The 18,489-nt window shown below is 39.2% G+C and carries 17 protein-coding genes; 3 read left to right on the top strand and 14 right to left on the bottom strand.

The window, feature by feature from the left end:
- Positions 1–137: 137 nt before the first annotated feature.
- From AC5SLP_RS08820 to AC5SLP_RS08770, 11 genes are all read right to left on the bottom strand, one after another.
- The gene (locus AC5SLP_RS08820) at positions 138–812 is read right to left on the bottom strand and encodes a pilus assembly FimT family protein (protein ID WP_495254795.1); all 675 of its coding nucleotides are present in this window, start codon (positions 810–812) and stop codon (positions 138–140) included.
- Between the two features lie 13 nt (positions 813–825).
- Positions 826–2,016 (bottom strand): ArnT family glycosyltransferase, encoded by a 1,191-nt coding sequence (locus AC5SLP_RS08815; protein ID WP_495254794.1) that lies wholly within the window; start codon positions 2,014–2,016, stop codon positions 826–828.
- On the bottom strand, positions 2,013–2,582 hold the full coding sequence (locus AC5SLP_RS08810) for an aminodeoxychorismate/anthranilate synthase component II (protein ID WP_495254793.1): 570 nt from the start codon (positions 2,580–2,582) through the stop codon (positions 2,013–2,015). The genes AC5SLP_RS08815 and AC5SLP_RS08810 overlap by 4 nt, the downstream gene beginning before the upstream one ends.
- Positions 2,583–2,794: 212 nt before the next feature.
- The gene (locus tag AC5SLP_RS08805; protein WP_495254792.1) at positions 2,795–3,220 is read right to left on the bottom strand and encodes a TOBE domain-containing protein; all 426 of its coding nucleotides are present in this window, start codon (positions 3,218–3,220) and stop codon (positions 2,795–2,797) included.
- Between the two features lie 117 nt (positions 3,221–3,337).
- Positions 3,338–3,523 carry a hypothetical protein gene (locus tag AC5SLP_RS08800; RefSeq protein WP_495254791.1) on the bottom strand — a complete coding sequence of 62 codons (186 nt, stop codon included), beginning with the start codon at positions 3,521–3,523 and terminating at the stop codon, positions 3,338–3,340.
- A gap of 113 nt (positions 3,524–3,636) precedes the next feature.
- A complete protein-coding gene (citG, locus tag AC5SLP_RS08795; RefSeq protein ID WP_495254790.1) occupies positions 3,637–4,980 on the bottom strand; it encodes a triphosphoribosyl-dephospho-CoA synthase CitG in 1,344 nt (447 codons plus the stop codon).
- A complete protein-coding gene (citF, locus tag AC5SLP_RS08790; protein WP_495254789.1) occupies positions 4,981–6,480 on the bottom strand; it encodes a citrate lyase subunit alpha in 1,500 nt (499 codons plus the stop codon). It lies immediately after the preceding gene.
- Positions 6,477–7,364 carry an aldolase/citrate lyase family protein gene (locus AC5SLP_RS08785; protein ID WP_495254788.1) on the bottom strand — a complete coding sequence of 296 codons (888 nt, stop codon included), beginning with the start codon at positions 7,362–7,364 and terminating at the stop codon, positions 6,477–6,479. Before AC5SLP_RS08785 ends, citF begins: the two co-directional genes overlap by 4 nt.
- Positions 7,361–7,657, bottom strand: coding sequence for a citrate lyase acyl carrier protein (gene citD, locus AC5SLP_RS08780; RefSeq protein ID WP_495254787.1), 297 nt, complete (start codon positions 7,655–7,657; stop codon positions 7,361–7,363). The genes AC5SLP_RS08785 and citD overlap by 4 nt, the downstream gene beginning before the upstream one ends.
- Positions 7,654–8,676, bottom strand: a complete 1,023-nt coding sequence (citC, locus tag AC5SLP_RS08775) for a [citrate (pro-3S)-lyase] ligase (protein WP_495254786.1) — start codon at positions 8,674–8,676, stop codon at positions 7,654–7,656. Before citC ends, citD begins: the two co-directional genes overlap by 4 nt.
- Positions 8,673–9,728, bottom strand: a complete 1,056-nt coding sequence (locus AC5SLP_RS08770) for an AbrB family transcriptional regulator (protein WP_495254785.1) — start codon at positions 9,726–9,728, stop codon at positions 8,673–8,675. Before AC5SLP_RS08770 ends, citC begins: the two co-directional genes overlap by 4 nt.
- Positions 9,729–9,906: 178 nt before the next feature.
- Between AC5SLP_RS08770 and AC5SLP_RS08765 the strand changes: the two genes are divergently transcribed.
- Positions 9,907–11,490, top strand: a complete 1,584-nt coding sequence (locus AC5SLP_RS08765) for an ATP-binding protein (protein WP_495254784.1) — start codon at positions 9,907–9,909, stop codon at positions 11,488–11,490.
- Entirely contained in the window at positions 11,483–12,175 is a 693-nt protein-coding gene (locus tag AC5SLP_RS08760; RefSeq protein WP_495254783.1) for a response regulator, read from the top strand. The genes AC5SLP_RS08765 and AC5SLP_RS08760 overlap by 8 nt, the downstream gene beginning before the upstream one ends.
- Here the strand turns inward: AC5SLP_RS08760 and AC5SLP_RS08755 are convergent, their stop codons facing one another.
- From AC5SLP_RS08755 to AC5SLP_RS08745, 3 genes are read right to left on the bottom strand one after another with little or no spacing between them, the layout of a single operon-like run.
- Positions 12,176–13,681, bottom strand: a complete 1,506-nt coding sequence (locus AC5SLP_RS08755) for a tripartite tricarboxylate transporter permease (protein WP_495254801.1) — start codon at positions 13,679–13,681, stop codon at positions 12,176–12,178.
- Positions 13,682–13,686: 5 nt separating this feature from the next.
- A complete protein-coding gene (locus AC5SLP_RS08750; RefSeq protein WP_495254782.1) occupies positions 13,687–14,130 on the bottom strand; it encodes a tripartite tricarboxylate transporter TctB family protein in 444 nt (147 codons plus the stop codon).
- Positions 14,127–15,104 (bottom strand): Bug family tripartite tricarboxylate transporter substrate binding protein, encoded by a 978-nt coding sequence (locus AC5SLP_RS08745; protein WP_495254781.1) that lies wholly within the window; start codon positions 15,102–15,104, stop codon positions 14,127–14,129. The genes AC5SLP_RS08750 and AC5SLP_RS08745 overlap by 4 nt, the downstream gene beginning before the upstream one ends.
- A 277-nt stretch (positions 15,105–15,381) precedes the next feature.
- Here AC5SLP_RS08745 and AC5SLP_RS08740 point away from each other — a divergent pair, with 277 nt between their 5' ends.
- Positions 15,382–18,489, top strand: a complete 3,108-nt coding sequence (locus AC5SLP_RS08740) for a response regulator (RefSeq protein ID WP_495254780.1) — start codon at positions 15,382–15,384, stop codon at positions 18,487–18,489.

The raw sequence follows: 18,489 nt of genomic DNA, 5'->3' as shown, positions 1-18,489 counted from the left end.
TGTTAAAATGGTAATGAACTTGAAGCAAATGCCCTACTTTGGGCGCTTCTTTCTAACCCCGTTCTCTCAAACGAGGACGAAATTATATACTCACCTTCCTTAAAATAACGTTAAAGAATAAACAAAAGAAAAAGAAATTAATTCTGCCCTGATATATATGTATATCCTGTCTCTGGTTTAACCGTTATAATCACATTATTCACTCCATTTGAGAGTGTTATATTGCAATCAGCTGTTATAAGTCGCCCTCCAGTAGGATATGGTGAAGCATATGTCCGCATAGGCCCCTGCATAGGTCGCCCTAAATAGTCGAAACCTATCTTGCTACCAGTACTACAATTATTTGTCCAAGTTAAATTTGTCACACCATACTTTGTGCCTAAATTCATTTCCGTTGTTCCGGCGAATGTATTTGCAGTGGTTATATCTAAATTTGGGTACCCTGGTATTCCCCCAGTAAGATATTTATCTGGACTAAGGGGATTCTTAGCTAATTCACTTCTATCAACAGCAACATCGTAATCTAAATTTCTAAAAATTGAGTAAGATGGTTTACGATTAGCTGCTGCATCATTAGTAGAAAATACTATTTGCCATCTTGTTCTATACCAAAATTGAGGATCTGGAATTTTTGGATCACCAAACCTATCATCCATCATCGCCAAATGTTGCGTATATCGAATATGCATCACAACTTGATCGGCTGCTTCGCGTAAAGGATTGCGTTGAAAACTTGAAGCTACCATATAAGAGAGTATTCCTAGAACAACAATAACAAATACCAATTCCAACATGGTAAATGCTTTTTTCATATTGACCTCTTTTTCATCCTATAGGATAGAGATAAAATGTTTGGACTGTTTTGCCAAAATAGATAATATCAATCTGTTCAAAACCTTCTTCAATCTCTTTTTTAGCTGTCAGTTTATAAACGCCGCCACTTTGTATATTATAGAACTTCAATCTCAACGCCATTTTTTCATCATTTAATATGACTTTATGGATGCCTTTAGCGTGTAATTTCTCTGCTAATTCTTTTGCAACATGATATTTAAACGCAAAGTTGCGTGAAGGCTCTTCTATAATCCTATAAAGCGGTTTATGTAAATAACACAGTGAGGTATTAATCAGCAAGGATGCAATGACTATCGTAAAGAAAATCGAATGGAGTTTGCGAAACTTTGGAAGACGTACACGATAGCTGTTGAAAAACACTTTAACCATTAAAGGAATAGACAATACTACAAATGGAGCAAAGTCTTCTAACATTAGGCGTTGGCGCAAAGAGAGAACCAATGATACAACTAATGATACAAAGGAGATATACCATAAAAGATTTTTCTCTTCTTTGATGAGGATGCGATACATGGCATACACAAAGTAAAGAAAAAGTAGCGGAGAAAATACAATGGCATAAACACCTAAAGTATCAACAAAATACCCTTTTGGTTTACCACCTGTGTCAAAACCGTATAAATACATGGCAGCACTAAATAAGATCAGCGTTAAAATGAGTAAATCTGTTTTGCGTTGCATTAAAGCGTAGATAAATAACGCTATATAAAAAATGGCAAATGAGTTATCCACAAATAAAGAGGCAATTAAAATGATATGTGAAGCGACTTTATACTCTTTAAGGTAGCAATAGGTAAAAAGGAGTGTTAAGAAGATAACGATACTACCGCTGTTCACTAAGACTGCGACACTATTCACGCCAGGCAATAAAGCATAAATAGCCACCGAGAAAATGCGGTCAAATCGTTTTTTTAAAAAAAGTTTGCCAATCTTATAGAGTAAAAACACCGATAAGAGGTGAAAAACGATAAAAGGCAAACGCAATGCCAAATCATTTTGCCCAAAAAAATGCGTCGAGAGATTGGCTAAGTAATGAACAATCGTGTCACCATAAAAATAGATATTCGCTTCATCATAACCAATAGAAAGTGTTTGCGTTTCAAAAAGCAGTACACCTCCGCTTATGATAAGAATTAAAAATAAGTAAAGTCTTTCTCTCATAGTTTTAAAAAGTTATTTAAAATAGCATGTCCATGCTCACTCAAAATTGATTCAGGGTGAAACTGAACACCATAGATTGGTTTATCTTTAATTTGTAATGCCATAATTTCATGGTCGTCCGTACTATACGCTGTTGGAATGACAATATCAGGAAGATTTTCTTGTTCAACAATCAGTGAATGATACCGCGTCGTCGTAAATGTTTCAGGTAAGCCATCAAAAAGGCAGCTGTTGAGTAATTGCTTTGTCGTAGAGGTTTTGCCATGCATCATGCGTTTGGCGCGTACCACTTTCCCTCCAAAGGCTTGACCAATTGCTTGGTGTCCTAAGCAAATCCCTAAAATAGGAATTTTTCCGCCAAAATACTTGATGACATCTAAGCTTACGCCTGCTTCATTAGGTGTTGCAGGGCCTGGAGAAATAATAATTTTTTCAGGATGCAATGCTTCAATCTCTTCAACACTTAATTCATCATTGCGGATGACTTTTAAATCAGCACCTAACTCTAAACAATATTGCACGATGTTATAGGTAAAACTATCATAGTTGTCTATCATTAATACCATATTTCTTTATTCCCTCAAAAACTCTCATCATAAGAGTTTTTCTATCAGATATTTTTGCTACATTTCGCATGTGTGTATATAATGTTATGTACGCCCTATATTGTATCAATTTTTGTGTTGTTTTTAAATTAAGCTCTAAAGAAGATAAAAAAAGAAAAATGACCACGGAGAGAACCCCTAGTTGCTTTGTTAAAAACTAGGGGTTTGAAAGATTAATTAACGCCGATTAGAATGCTTGAAGCTTTAATGATGGCATAAATACTATCGCCTTTTGAAAGGGCAAGGTCTTTTTTGGCATCTTCGGTGACAATAGCTGTTACAGTGAGTCCCGCAGGGGTAGAGATAATCACTTCGCAATTCACAGCACCATCTTTAATTTCAGTAATCGTGCCTTTGATTTTATTTCGAGCACTCACCGCTAAAGCGATATCTGCTTTTCCAAGAAGAACACTTTGCGCTTTGAAGATACATACTGCCGCAGAACCAACTTTTAAACCAAGCGTATTAATGGCATCATTGGTCACAACAGAAACGATTTTATCGCCATCGGCTACGGCAACAACCACTTCACTATTGACAGGTCCTTGTTTGACCTCAACAACTGTTCCAGAAATTTGATTTCTTGCACTTATTTTCATGATGCGTTCCTTGAGATAAATTTTAATAAAATTATGACCAAGAGTGTTATGTAATGTCAATGAACAACGAAAATAACGTTATCAAATCAAAGAAAAGAATACTAAGCTTATGCCTATTTAGTCATTTAACTTACGTGAGGTAGGCATTTGGTGTTCGGCACGTGCAATTTTGTCAAATGAAATATACGAAGCAAAACATTTGTAGGTTAAATGATAGATAAGCGCTATGACTGTTACAATGATGGTTGAGAGGACAAAACTTGAAAAAACGGCAGATAAGAAAATTGAATAAACTTCGCTCATTGCTGTACTCCAATATAAATTTTACAGAATTATATCGTAGTATATATAAATATATAATGCTTTTTTGAATAAATTTTCACCATTATGTCTAAAACTATAAGCGTCAATGCGATTTAGTCGATTATTTTAGAAAGGAGCCATGTCAGTGCAAGTAAGTCTGCACTGCCACCCGGAGAGAGGTTTTTGTCAATCATTTCAACATCGAATGCATGCAGTCGTGCGTCTAGTGCGTCTGTTTCATCTTTTACATGTAAAAGTTTTTGTGCTTCTTTTTTTGTATAGCGTAAACCATCAAGTCCACCTCTAGACCAAAGGGTACTGTCTTCCACATGTGCCATTAAATAAAGTAGCGTTTGTTTAAGCGCAATTTCTTCAGAAAACAGAGCTTTTTGCGTTTTAAAAAAAGGCAAACTTTCTTCAAAAATGATAGCAAATCCATTCTGCGCAACACCTCTGATGCCGCTACTACCGGTTTCATGAAAAAATCGCTCCCCTGCACTATTGGGTTTTGCATGCGCCAAATCCTCTTCGACAAGGTTTTCACACATGGCTTGAATTTGGTGTTGAATATTTTTACATGTAAAAGCTGTCTCATTCGCTTTGAGCCTTCCAAGTGCTGCACAAACAAGGGCCAGAGAAAAGATCATTCCTTTGTGGGTATTGACACCATTCGTTGCTTCAAACATCGCTTTTTCACACGCAATACCAATAAAACGTACACGCGTAAAGGTCTCTTTTGCATGCTCCTTTGCCGACATTCTAGCTGCGTGTAAAAATTGTTTGGTAAAAGGTTGGATGGCTTGGATACTTTGGTAGAAAGTCTGAATGTCCATATCGCGATGTGCCCCACTATTGGCTTGATCGACTAGACCTGGTTTAGGTGTGAGTTCTACTTCGGTTTGCATGGCACGCGCACACCATAACGCCATCGAAGTTTCCCATGCATGACGATGTACCAAAGTCTTAATATGCGCATGCAGCTCTTCATAAGAGTGCTTTTGAGACCGTGCGCACAAGGAAGCTTCACACGCGCATACAAAACATCGGCGTTTTTCAAAACCAAGAGCTGTTCGAGAAAGACTTTTGCCCATGGAGTCTAGGACATCTATGTCCATTAATCGACCAAGCGGATGTTCATTTTCAAGTTTGCACATCAGCTGTTTTAGGCGCGTCGCATCGCTTTTACATGTAAAAAGTGTTTCAGCGCCCGTCACTGCGATATGCGTCTTCTTTTCATGCATAACAATGGCATGGTGTTCTAAGAGTGCCATAATGGCTTCAAGAGCAACTTCATGAAGCACAACCGCTTCATGAGAGAGCTTTAATGTGCCAGGAATATTGATGCAAAGGGAGATTAAAGATGCTTCAGGGAAGCGGTTTAAAAGCATTTGTTGCTCTAAAACTCGCTTCTCTTTAGCGTTTAAAATAGCTTCTAAGGTTGTGTGTGTGCCTATCATCTACGCCAATTGTCTCACAACGTCAATCACCGAGCCATCTCGGTAGCGAATGACAGCGACGACTTTATCGGTGTATTTGATCTCAGCAGGTTCGCCACATAATGCAATGGCACGTTCATACAACTCTTGCATCTCAACGATGTGAAGTCCAGCTTTTTTAAGGCGGGCTTTTAGTTCCACATTTTTAGGATTGACCGCGATACCTTGGTCGGTCACCACAACATCAACCGTAGAACCAGGAGTGACAATCGTATTGACCCGCTTTGTCACGGTGGGAATACGTCCGCGTGTCAAAGGAGCAACAATGATAGAGAGTTTTGCTTCTGCCGCGGTATCACTATGGCCACCTGAAGCACCACGTAATAAGCCTTTAGAACCGGTGATGACATTGACGTTATAGTCCAAATCCACTTCCAAAGCACTGAGTACAACAATGTCTAGCTGTTTAACAGAAGCTCCTTTTGAGCTTGGATTGGCGTATTCGTTAGCGCTAATTTCGATATGATTTTTGTTTTCACCCAAAGATTTAGCGGCAAATTCATCAAAGCTTTGAACATCAAGAAGCGTTTTAATGAGACCACGTTTTAGCATATACACCATAGTCCCCGTAATTCCGCCAAGTCCAAAACTAGCATGAATGTTTTTTTCTTCCATCTTTTCACTTAAAAATACCGTGGTAGCAAGAGAGGCGCCACCCGTTCCTGTTTGAATGCTAAATCCCTCTTTAAACAGTCCGGAGTGTTCAATGAGTTTTGCTGTATGTCCCGCGAGCAATAACTCTTTTGGATTGGTTGTCATACGGGTTTCTCCCGCGCCAATTTTAGAGGGGTCTCCCACCTCATCAACAATAACAACAGCATCGACTTGGTCTTGATGCAGACTTGCGGGCACATTTGGATACTCTTCTAAAGACTCACTCAATACAACAACATAATCCGCATACTGCGCGTCAATCATCGCATACCCTAATGAGCCGCATTTGGAACGTCCAGAATAACCATTGGCATTACCAAAAGCATCGCAAACAGGTACGCCTAGAAAAGCAACATCGATTTTAAGTTCACCCGATTTGAGTAGGTGAACACGTCCGCCGTGTGAATGAATTTGTACTGGTTTTTCCATCAAACCTTTTGAGATGGCCTCGCCCAGTTTGCTACGAAGTCCTGAAGTATAAATTTGTGTCACAACCCCGTTTTTGATGTGTTCAATGATAGGGTCATGCACGGACGCAAGTGAGCTAGAAGCTAACGTAAGGTCTTTAAAACCCATGTTGGCAATGATGTCCATGACTTTATTAATAATCAAATCACCGCCACGGAACGCATGATGAAATGAAATCGTCATGCCATCTTTAAGACCAGAACGTTTAATTGCCGCTTCAATACTATCGCAAAGCTTACTGGTTCGCTCATCGCCTTTTATTTTGCTTTTACATGTAAAAAATGGCGCACCAATTGGTGTTAGGGAATTTTGGTTATAGTGTTTTTCGATATCTTTCATTCTTCTACTCCTAATACGCCTGAAGCTTTGGCTAAATCTAAAATCCATTCGGCTCGTAAAATAATGGGCGCATCGACCATTTTACCGTCTAACGAAACAACTCCAAGTCCGCGTTCTTTTGCATCTCGCGCCGCCTCAAGAACTTCAATCGCCCAGTTAATATTTTTTTGACTTGGTGCAAACGCATTATGAAGCCAAGGAATTTGATTAGGATTGATGAGTGATTTTCCATCAAAACCAAGCCCTTTAATATACTCTACTTCGTGCATAAACCCCTCTTTGTCTTTCACATCCGAAAAGACAGAGTCAAATGCACCAATTTTTGCCGCACGTGCTGCCAATAAGATTTGATTACGCGCTGCCATCAACTCATTTCCCTCTTTGGTACGTTGTGTACGCAAATCGCGAACAAAATCTTCCGCACCCAAAGCAATGCCCATCATACGGTCTGAACTTCGAGCAATATCTACCGCACTCACGACACCAAGCGCACTTTCAATCGCGGCTAAAAGCATCGTCTTTTTTGAACTCCCAATCTCTTTTTCAATACGCTCAATCTCGCGTTCCATGTCTAAAACGTCTTGAACCGTATCGGTTTTTGGAAGACGAACGATATCAACACCTGCTCGTACAACGGCTTCAAGGTCACGTAAACCAAATGGAGTATCTAAAGGATTGACACGAACCGCTGTTTCAATATCTTTATACGTAAAATGTTGCAATGCATGAAAGACCATCATACGTGCTGAATCTTTTTCACTAAGGGCTACGGAGTCTTCTAAATCAAACATAACCGTATCGGGTTTATAAATAAATGCATTGCATACCATACCCGTGTTTGAGCCTGGGACAAATAGCATACTTCTTCGTAATTTTTGTTTCATAGCGTACTCCAATCAGGCTCGCTAACGCCCATTGCACGTAAAAGCGCTGTTTGAACTCTGGCTTTTATGACATAATCCAGCGCTCCTTTATCTTGAATCAACAGCTTAACACCTTCAACTTTCATGGCTTTGACGGTCTCAAGGATTAAAGCTTCAATCGCATCACCGTAAATTTCAGCAACACTACTCTCCAACTCTATCGTTATCCCAGCATTTTCTACTGGCATCACGCGAACATAAACATCGCTTGATTCCAATGTCCCTGCGTGGGCAGGTTCTAACTTTTTGCTCATTTTTGCTCCTCTGTTGTTGCCAACATTGTTTCTATTAATGCGTATGTAGTCGGTGGCACAAGATGTGCTATCTCATCCAAACGCCTTTCTTGCATCAGTTTTCTGACCCTTGAAGCCGAAATCGGCTCGCCGTTATACTCAATGCGCTCAAGCTCAACCACCGAAATGGGCGGAAATTCGCTAGGGCGCGCAAGGAGTTTTTTCATTTGTAAATTGTACTCGTTTGTCACGACACATAAAGGCTCCATACCCACAAAACGGTGTGTAATACCCAGTTGTGGCGCTAAATGATTTCGAAAGATATTCAAATCAAGTTCCGTATACAATGAATCAATCTGACGTTTGTCCTTGATAAAATAGGTCGGAAACGTCGCTTTCGAAATAATATAGTCTGAGCCCTCATGTATCGTGAGGTTTTTTATATCCGCTAAGCCTTCTTGAATCAGGCGATAACGGTCTTCAAATTTAAAAAAAGAGGCATCCTCTTTCACCACAAACAGATGTACCCAATCCGATTGCTGACACGCTTGTTCCACCAAATAACGATGTCCCAATGTAAAAGGGTTACAATTCATGACCAAACTACCAACGACTTCTGCTGTATGCTTATATTTACGAAGTCTTTTCTTGTACAGGTCAATATTATAACTATTTTCCATCAAAATAACTTGTTGATGCGCTTGTTCAATATACTTAAATCCACACGATTCAAACACCTCCTCATAGATAGGTTTTGTAAATAAAAACAGATCATGCCTGCCTTCGCGAAACGCGACATTGAGAAGTTCACTCATTAAACTAAGCGCCAACCCTTCTCCGCGAATACTCTCATCTAAAGCAATATTTTTAAGCACTCTCCCACTCAAACCTCCGCACGCTACGATACGATCATCCTCTTTTGCGACAACAAAAATCTCGACGTCCTCAGACATCTCCAAATCAACACTCTCTAAAAAATCTCTAATCTTCTGTTTCCTCACCATACTTGTACTTGGAATCTCAGAGAAAACAAAACTCATGACTGCTCTTTTTTACGTACGTATTTGACAAACACAGGAGCAACGCTCATGACCAATAAAAGCCTGATAATATGGTGTAACGCTACATACGGTAGATTTGCTCCTACAATAATAGCAATGAGGTTCATCTCAGATTGACCACCTGGAGAAAAAGCCAATACAATAGATAAGAGAGGAAATTCCGTCATGTAACTGACAAAAATCACAAACAAAGTTGCAATCAATGCCAAAATAATAAAATATCCCAATGTTTGGAAAAGAACTTTCGTGATTTCTTTAAAACTCACTCCAACAAAGACAAAACCAACGGTTGTTCCTAAAATAAGCTGAATCAAACGAATCACTTCATTGGGTGGACGAGAGCTGACCCAGCCTGAACCGTAGATAATCGCACCTAAAAACATAGGGCCTATCATCGTTCCACCAGGTATTTTAAGCTTTAAAGCTCCCCACCATCCGATTAACGCACAAATCGTAATAATGACCATATCGTGAGGATTGCTGTTTAAAAAAGATTGAGTAATACTGCGGTTGCCACTTAAAGAGACATGGGAGAGGTATTGAATCACGAAAGGGAGGGTGAATACGATAAATAAAAGTCGTGCTGATTGGGTGAGTGTCACACGATACACATTTGCACCCATTGCTTCTGCGAGGGTAATCATTTCTAAAAGTCCCCCTGGCATTGCGCTAAAATACGCTGTCATTTTATCGAACTTCAACCATTTTGAGTAATACATCACGCCACAAAATGTCACGAGAATCACAAAAGGCAAAATCAGCACAATACTAGAGATAAAATCGCCTAAATAGTGTAAAATAGTCGGATTGAAAGCACTCCCAACAGTAATGCCAAGCACGGCGCGAGCAGGCGACGAAAACATTTTGGGTGCACGAATCGTAAGAGAAGGAAACCTACTCGCAATTGCAATTGCACAAATAGCACCTAAAAGCCAAGGCAATGGTGTATTGATGTATGAAAAAAGTATGGCTCCTATCAACCCGATTAACAGTGCTGTCAATACTGGTAAAAAGCCTTTAAGCCATTGCATTGAAAAATCCATTCAAATGGTTTAATAAGTGATAAAAATAGTACCTTTTTTTTCATTAAGAATAGATAAGATAAAATGGCTCAGAATTGGCTATTTTTGGTTATTTTGTGCATAAAGTTTGGTAACATTAAACCAGGCTTTTTTACGTTTAATACAGAGATGATTTTAAGGTTAATTAATGCAAATAAAACGTTTTTTTTTCTCTTTAGGTAGCGGGCTGCTTCAGAAGTTAGTCGTTTTTTCTATTTTACTCGTTTTGGGAACATTACTCACGTCTATTATTTTTCTGGGAAATATTCTTCAAAGTATCGTTGAAGACCAAATCGGCCAACGCGCTTTGGCTATTTCAAAGACAATCTCTTTGATGCCAGAAGTGATTAGACTGGTCGAACAAAAAGACCCTCACCATCTACTACCCAATATTATTTCGCATATTGAAACTCAAATTGATGCCAGGTTTATCGTTATTGGAGATAATAATGCCATACGGCTTACGCACCCAACGCGAGAATTGATTGGAAAGCATATGATGGGAGAAGACAATGACCAAGCGTTAAACAATGGTGCCTATTATGTCTCTAAAGCCACAGGAACGCTAGGTCCTTCCATACGAGGCAAATCCCCTGTCATTAATGAAAAAGGTGCTATTGTAGGTATCGTTTCGGTGGGATATTTGGAGGAAAATGTTAAAAAAATTATCGCGCAACGCCATCAAGAATTTTTAACCTACTTCTATCTTGCTATTCTCATCACGCTCTTTTTGGCATTTGCCATTGCTTCACGCATTAAAAAAACGCTTTTGGGATATGAACCAACAGAAATCAGTCGCCTCTATCTTGAAAAAGAAGCCATTTTAAATGCGGTCAAAGAGGCAATTATTGCGACAAATATCCACGGTGAGATTACCCTCAGCAATGAAGTGGCGAAACTCTATTTTCATTTGGATGAAAACGCAAAAACGCCGCTCTCTTTACAAAACGCACTTTTTACATGTAAAGAGATGAAAGATGCCAATATCGAGATTGACGGTATTGAATACATTTGCAATCTCTCTCCTATTATTCACGATAACCGCACCATCGGCATGGTGGCAAGCTGTCGTAAAAAAGAGGAAATTGATGCACTTGTATGGGAGCTAACACGTGTAAAACAGTATTCAGAACGCTTACGCGAAAAAAAGCATGAGTTCTCAAACCTCTTGCATCTGATCTCTGGCTACATTCAAATTGGCGAATATGAAAAAGCCATTGAGCTGATTAGTCAAAATCATCTACCCGATGAGCAGACGATTGAACATTTTCAGCATTTTATCCACGACCCTGTCGTCGCCTCTATTTTTATAGGCAAATACTATTTTGCTTTTGATAAAGGCGTGACCCTCAAACTGGATGAGAACAGCTCCATTCAAGCCGCCATTGAGCCAGCAGTTTCAAAACATTTACTCACCATTTTAGGCAATATCATTAACAATGCGATTGATGCGGCTGAAAACAGTGAACGCAAAGAGGTATCGGTTTTTGCAACCGATATAGGCAATGACCTTATTTTTGAAATTGAAGACAGTGGCGGAGGAATCGAAGCACCTTTGTTAGAACATATTTTTGAAAAAGGGTTTACCACCAAAGGCGAATTGCACAGCGGTTACGGACTCTTCTTTGTCAAAAGCACGTTAGAATGGCTTGGTGGTTTTGTCTCCATAGACAAAGGAAATTATGGTACTATTATCACGATTCATATTCCAAAAGGTGGGCAGCATGCTTAAAGTTTTAATTGCTGAAGATGATCCGAGAATTGCACTTTTGCACCAAAATATGGTCGAAAAAGTCGCTGGATTTGAAGTCATATCCATTGCCAATACCATTAGCGAACTTAAAGAATATGTCGCATTAATGAATCCTGATTTAATCCTTTTAGATGTCTATTTTCCCGATGGCAATGGTATCGACTTTCTAGAATGGATGCGTAGTCATTCTATCAGCAGTGATGTCATTTTAATTACGGCGGCAAAAGAGATGGCTTCTTTAGAAAAATCCCTTCGTTATGGCGTTTTTGATTATCTGATTAAACCCATTATGTTTTATCGCTTTTGCGCTTCTTTGGAAAAATTTGTGACCTACAAAGAGAAACTCTTTACCAAAGCCGAACTCTCACAAAATGCGGTGGATGAGCTCTTCGATAAAAAAATGCAACCCACCAAAACACTACAAGTCACTCTCCCCAAAGGCGTCGATTCTATTACACTTGAAAAAATTTTAAGCGTTTTACATCAAAGCGATACTTTTTATTCCGCGAGTGAAATTGCAGACAAGTTGGGGCTAAACCGTACAACGGCACGCCGTTATCTGGAGTATTTGGTTTCAGCAACCAAAGTAGATGTTGATTCTCTATACGGTTCAGTAGGTCGTCCTGAGCGTAAATACAAGCTCAGAACAACCACTTATTCTTAACTATTTTTTGCCAAGTGCAAATTTTTTAGATATTCCTTTTGCAAGAATAGGAACCAATAAAATAAGCAGTGTCATTCCCCAAAGAATCCAATTAATAGTGCCTTGGAAAAGGATGTTTATTTCACCACCACTCATGGCAAATGCACGTCTTAGATTGTCTTCCATAATTTTTCCAAGAACAAAACCCAAAATAACAGGCGCCATTGGATAATTAAGCTTACGTAAGAAATAGCCTAGTACACCTAAAATAATGGTCAGCAATAAAGCAAAAGTGCTGGTATTAACCGAGTAAACGCCGACAAAAGCCAGTACAATAACCGAAGGTACTAAGAGCCAATACGGTACTTGTAAGATTTTTGTGAAAACTCTCACCAATGGAAAGTTGATAATGAGTAACATCACATTACCAATATACATCGAAGCAATTAATCCCCACACCAATGTCGGCTGCTCCACAAAAAGCATAGGACCAGGATTGATATTATAAAGCATCAATGCGCCCAATAAAACGGCTGTTGTTCCGCTACCTGGTACGCCAAGGGTTAGCATTGGAACCAATGCCCCACCAGCACATGCGTTGTTAGCCGATTCTGGAGCGGCAAGTCCTCTCATATCACCTGTTCCAAACGTGCCCTCTTTATCGGATATCTTTTGGGCAATCGTATACGAAACTGCACTGGCTATTGAAGCACCTGTTCCAGGTAATACCCCAACGACAAAGCCGATAATAGAGGAGCGAACCATCGTCCATTTACACAGCATCAACTCTTTCATGGTAATGTACACACGGGTAATCTTTGGCATTTCAAAATCGTCACTGCTGTGATGTTCTAACATCAGCATAATTTCACTCACGGCAAAAAAGCCAACAATGACGGTTAAAAATTCAAAACCATCGTACAATTCTGCTTCACCAAACGTAAAACGCATTACACCCGTTGTTGAGTCTACACCTACGATACCAACCGCTAAACCGATGATGACACCAATCATACTTTTAATAGGATTGGAACCCATCAGCGCAGAAATCGTTGCAAAAGCAAAAATCATTAATACAAAATACTCAGCGGGTCCAAAATAAATCGCGATACTAGCAAGAAGTGGTGCAAAAAAGGTTAAACCAATAATAGAGATAGTGCCGCCGACAAAAGAGGCAACGCCTGAAAGTGCAAGAGCCGGTCCTGCAAGACCTTTTTGCGCCATGGGGTAACCATCCAGTGTTGTAAATACAGCCCCAGCGTCACCGGGCACATTAAGAAGAATACTGGAAATCCTGCCTCCAAACTCTGCACCATAATAGATACCAGAGAGCATAATTAACGAAGACTCAACAGGAAATCCTAATGTATAGCAAATCGGTAATAAAATCGCAACACCATTAATGGGTCCAAGCCCTGGTAGGGCACCAAAAAGTGTCCCAAGAATACTTCCTAAAAACACTAAAAAAAGATGTGTTGGCGTTGCGGCTACCGCAAAGCCATGCGCTAATGATGTAAAAACGTCCATCATGGCTAGGCTCCTAATATCTTAGCGAAAAGGGTACCTGCTGGAAGAGGCACTTCAAGAAGGTAATGAAAGAGCATATAAACGACCAAACTAACACCTATTCCAGAACCAAATGCTTGCAACGTTGTACCTTTAAAAATCTTGGAAAGAAAAAATACGAGCAATGACGTTGCCAATAAAAAGCCAAGAAAATTAAATGTTACTTCATAGATGATGAGTAATAAAACGATCAATACGGTTTTAAGATTCGTATTTAATCCTGGAAAACGTGCTTGTTTTGGTTTGACAATCACAACGACGGAAAGTAAAGCCAATGCTCCACCGATAAGCACAGGAAATGTCTTAGGTCCTAGAGGATCATACGAAAAAGGGACTTCCAATGAAAGTCCCCCATACAGTATAAAAAGACCTAACAGGAGTAAAAAGACTCCAAAGGCTCTGTCGATCATTTGATAAGTCCTGCTTCACGTGCTAATTCTCTGAATTTTTGGACTTCAGATTTGACAAATGTGTCATATTCTTTACCGATTTTAGTAAATGGATAAAGTCCTCTTGCTTCTCTCTCTTTCGCAAACTCTTCTGTTTTTACCAATTTTTGAAGTGTTTCTACCCAATAGTTGTACTCTTCATCGGTGACTTTTGGTCCAAGATAATACCCTCTCCAAATATGCCATGTGACATCAAAGCCTTGCTCTTTTGCCGTTGGAATGTTGTGCATGACACCAGGAAGTCTCTCTTCTGAGAGCACAGCGAGTACTTTATATTTTCCAGAACTCATTTGACCTGAGAATTCTGCGATATCACCAGGATAAATTTGAATATGATTTCCAAGAAGAGCTGTTAAAGCCTCTCCACCACCTTCAAATGCAACGTATTTCATGTCTTTTGGATTAATGCCGGCAAGTTTAGCAATGAGTGCTGCTTTCATCCAGTCTTGAGAACCAATTGAACCACCAGAACCAAGGGCAAAACCTTTTGGATTTGCTTTTAAATCTGCAACCAATTCAGCAAGCGTATTCCATTTGGCATCTGCTTTCACAATAACCGCACCGTAGTCTGTACCAAGTGCCGCTAACCATCTCACAGCATTTTCATCAAATTGACCAAATTTTCCTTGGGCAATATTCAATGCTGAACCCGCACTGACAGCAACGACCATGTCTGGATCGTTTGGACGCTGACCAATCACATGGTTATAAGCAACCGCGCCGACACCGCCGGGCATAAAATTGACGATCATCGGTTTACTAATAATTTTAGAAGCACCTAACGAATTTGAGAGCAAACGACACGTAAGATCAAACCCGCCACCCGGTTTTGCAGGTGCTAAACAGACTGGTTTGCTCGGTTCAAAGGCTTGTGCAGCACCACTAAGTGCAACAAGAGCAGCTATGCTAGTTACAATTTGTAACATTTTATTCATTCTGACTTCCTTTTGTTGAAATTTTACACATAGTAGCACGATAAACTTTTCCAAATCAAGATAAAAGACATTTTTTGCTTTTATAACATATTGTGTATAAAGTGCATAAAATTTATTGATACATTTTGAAACATTTATACGCTTTTAATAGTCAAATGAACATTTTATTTCTCACTTTAAGAAATAAAAAAAAGCATTTTTGTGTATGAAATTCATTCAAAAAATATTAAACAACATCGCGTTATACTAGTCTTATTGCAACGATAAGGTATTATCAATGAAACAATGGACAATTCTATGCGGTATTCTCATGATACTTTCTTTTCCATTTTTAGCGAATGCATCCCCTGAACCTACGGAAAGATATCCTCTTCAAAGACCTTTGATTTATAGCCAAACATCGTGGGAACCTTTAGTATTTGTCAATAATCATCACATCAGCGGTATGATTGTCGATTACTTGCATTTGTTAGAATCAAAAACGTCTCTTCGTTTTGCTTATGCTTATGATGACAACTGGAGTTCTGTTCTTAATCATTATGACACGGGGATATTAGATATTTTACCCGGACTTATTGCGATTGATGTTGCTCCACGAGAAATCGTCAGCAAACCTCTTTTTAAATTTAAATTGGTTTTAGCAGGACTTAAGACAGAGCACTTTATCACCAATCTAGAACAAGTTCAACAACAAAAATTGGTCGTAGCAGTGGGGGAAGATTCTTCTGCTTTTCATTACCTTCAAAAACATTATCCTACGATTAAGACCTATTTTGTGCAGACAATAGAAGAAGGGTTAATGGCTGTTGAACATAAAAAAGCCGATCTTTTTTTAGAGATGTCGCCTATTGTAGGGTATGCTTTACAAAACAGTGGACTGACAAAGATGAAAATTGTCGGAATTCTAAAAGATGAACTTGCTTTAGTGATTGCGATGAAAGATGGCGCTTTACTTCCAATTATTAATCAAGGCATTGATGCTATCAGCCAAGAGGAGTTAGACCAGCTTTATAAGCGTTATATTAAAGTTGATATTCAAGCTAAAACAGATTATTCCCTTCTTCTAAAAGTGCTTTTAATTGCATTGCTCTTCTGTGTTGGATTTATTTTATGGCTTTTAATCCTGAAACGTGAAATCAAAAAACGAAAATTAGCAGAAGAAAAAGTGACTCTTACCAACCAACGCTTGCAAAAAGCGGCTGAAGAGTTAAAAATAGCCATGGCAAAAACGGCACATGCCCACCAAGCCAAAAGTCAATTTTTAGCCAATATGAGCCATGAGATACGCACGCCGATGAACACTATTATTGGTATGACGGAGCTTATTTTACGCAAAGATTTGCCTGAAAAGGAGCGTCACTATTTAAAAAAAGTTGCAGAGGCATCGCATCATCTTCTGGATATTATTAACGATATTTTGGATTTTTCTAAAATTGAAGCCAATAAAATTCAACTTGAGTCCATTCCTTTTCAACTTGAAGAATTAATTGTTTCTGTTACTGACCTTACGAGTATTCGCGCGCAACAAAAGGGATTGGAATTACTGATTGATATTGGAAATGCTCCTGCGTACCACTATAAAGGTGACCCACTTAGGCTCAAACAAATCCTTTTAAATCTTGTCTCGAACGCCATTAAATTTACCAATGAAGGTGAGATTATTATCCGTTTAAAAGCATCCCCTGAGCAAGAAGGAACACAAGTTATTCGCTTTGAAGTCAAAGACACGGGCATTGGTATTACCCCTGAACAGATGAATGTGTTATTTAACGCTTTTTCCCAAGCAGACATGTCTACAACGCGCAACTACGGAGGTACAAGGCTTGGTCTTTCCATCGCACAAGGACTTGTGATGATGATGGGCGGTGAAATTCGTTGTGAAAGCGTTTTTAATGAAGGCAGTACATTTTGGTTTGAAATACCACTGCGTATCGATACCTCTTTTAGTGTACCATCTCAAACACTGATGACAAAAGCACTTAAAGTTCTTGTCGTTGATGATAACGAAACGGCCCTTGAAATTTTTGCCGAAATTTTTTATAACTTTGGCGTGGGATGCGTTACATGTAAAGATGCTCATGAGGCCATAACACTGCTCAATGAAGGGTTTGAAGCCGATGTTGCAATTATTGATTGGAAAATGAAAGGAATTGATGGCATTGCGCTTTTCAACCTCATTGAAAAACAATATGAGCATCAAATTGCTTCCATTATGATGGTAACCGCTTATGATAAAGAAGAACTCATTGAGAAACTAGGTGAACAACAGCCTTATGCCATTCTTGTCAAGCCCGTCACCTCTTCAACCCTGTTTGACACCCTAATTTCGATGTACGGACATAAGCGCCTTGTAGAGCCAGTACAAGACTCCTTTGAAGAAACCATTCTGCCACTATCTTTAGCGGGATTACATATCTTAGTCGTTGAGGATAACCCTAGTAATCAAGAAGTAGCGCACGATATGCTAGCAGAAGAAGGAATCCTTGTTCATATAACGTCCAACGGGCAAGAAGCAATTGATTGGCTCCTAAAAAATGAGATTCCCGATATGATTTTAATGGATTGCCAAATGCCTGTTTTAGATGGATTTGAGACTACCCACAAAATTCGTACCGAGTTGCATCTTGAAATTCCCATTGTCGCGATGACGGCAAACGCGATGAAGGGAGACAAAGAAAAGTGTTATGCTTCGGGAATGGATGGGTATATTTCAAAACCCATCGACTCAAAAAAATTACTGGCTGAAATTGCCTATTTTTGTAAAAAAACCGCTCCCATTGCCTCTAAACCAACACCACAAGTCTCTTTTACCCTCGAAGGTATTGATAGCATTCATGCGATTGAGCGACTCGGGGGCAATGTTACATTGTACCGCCAACTGTTAAAAACATTTGCTAAAGAGCAAATTTATTTTATTCAAAACTACCAAGCGTGTGTTCGTGCCAATGATTTCGAGGGAGCAAAACGTTTATGCCATACCCTCAAAGGTATTGTAGCAACATTAGGCATCGATGATCTGGTCGAATTAGCACAACAAGCAGAACTTTCAGAGCACCCTATTTCTGAAGATTCTTCACTTTTAAAAGCTATTGATACCAAAATACGTTCATTGAGTGCTATAATTCAGACGTTAAGCCAACAAGACACCGACATCAATGAACAACCTTTGCATAGTATTGACGAACAAACGCTTTTAGCATTAATCGAAAAATTGCGTAGTGCAGATGCAACGGCATTGGATGATGCTGCGATGTTAGAACACTCTAAAGATATCCGTCTTTTGGAAGCCTATGAACAGATTAAGTCATTTGAATTTGAAAATGCCATTTCATTAATTGAGCCTCTTCTTGAAACATTACATGCAAACACTATAGCAAAAGGGTAA

The sequence above is a fragment of the Sulfurospirillum sp. E15m genome (genome assembly GCF_059415145.1).
The sequence above is the reverse complement of the archived record's forward strand: the minus strand, read 5'-3'. Positions and strand labels throughout refer to the sequence as shown.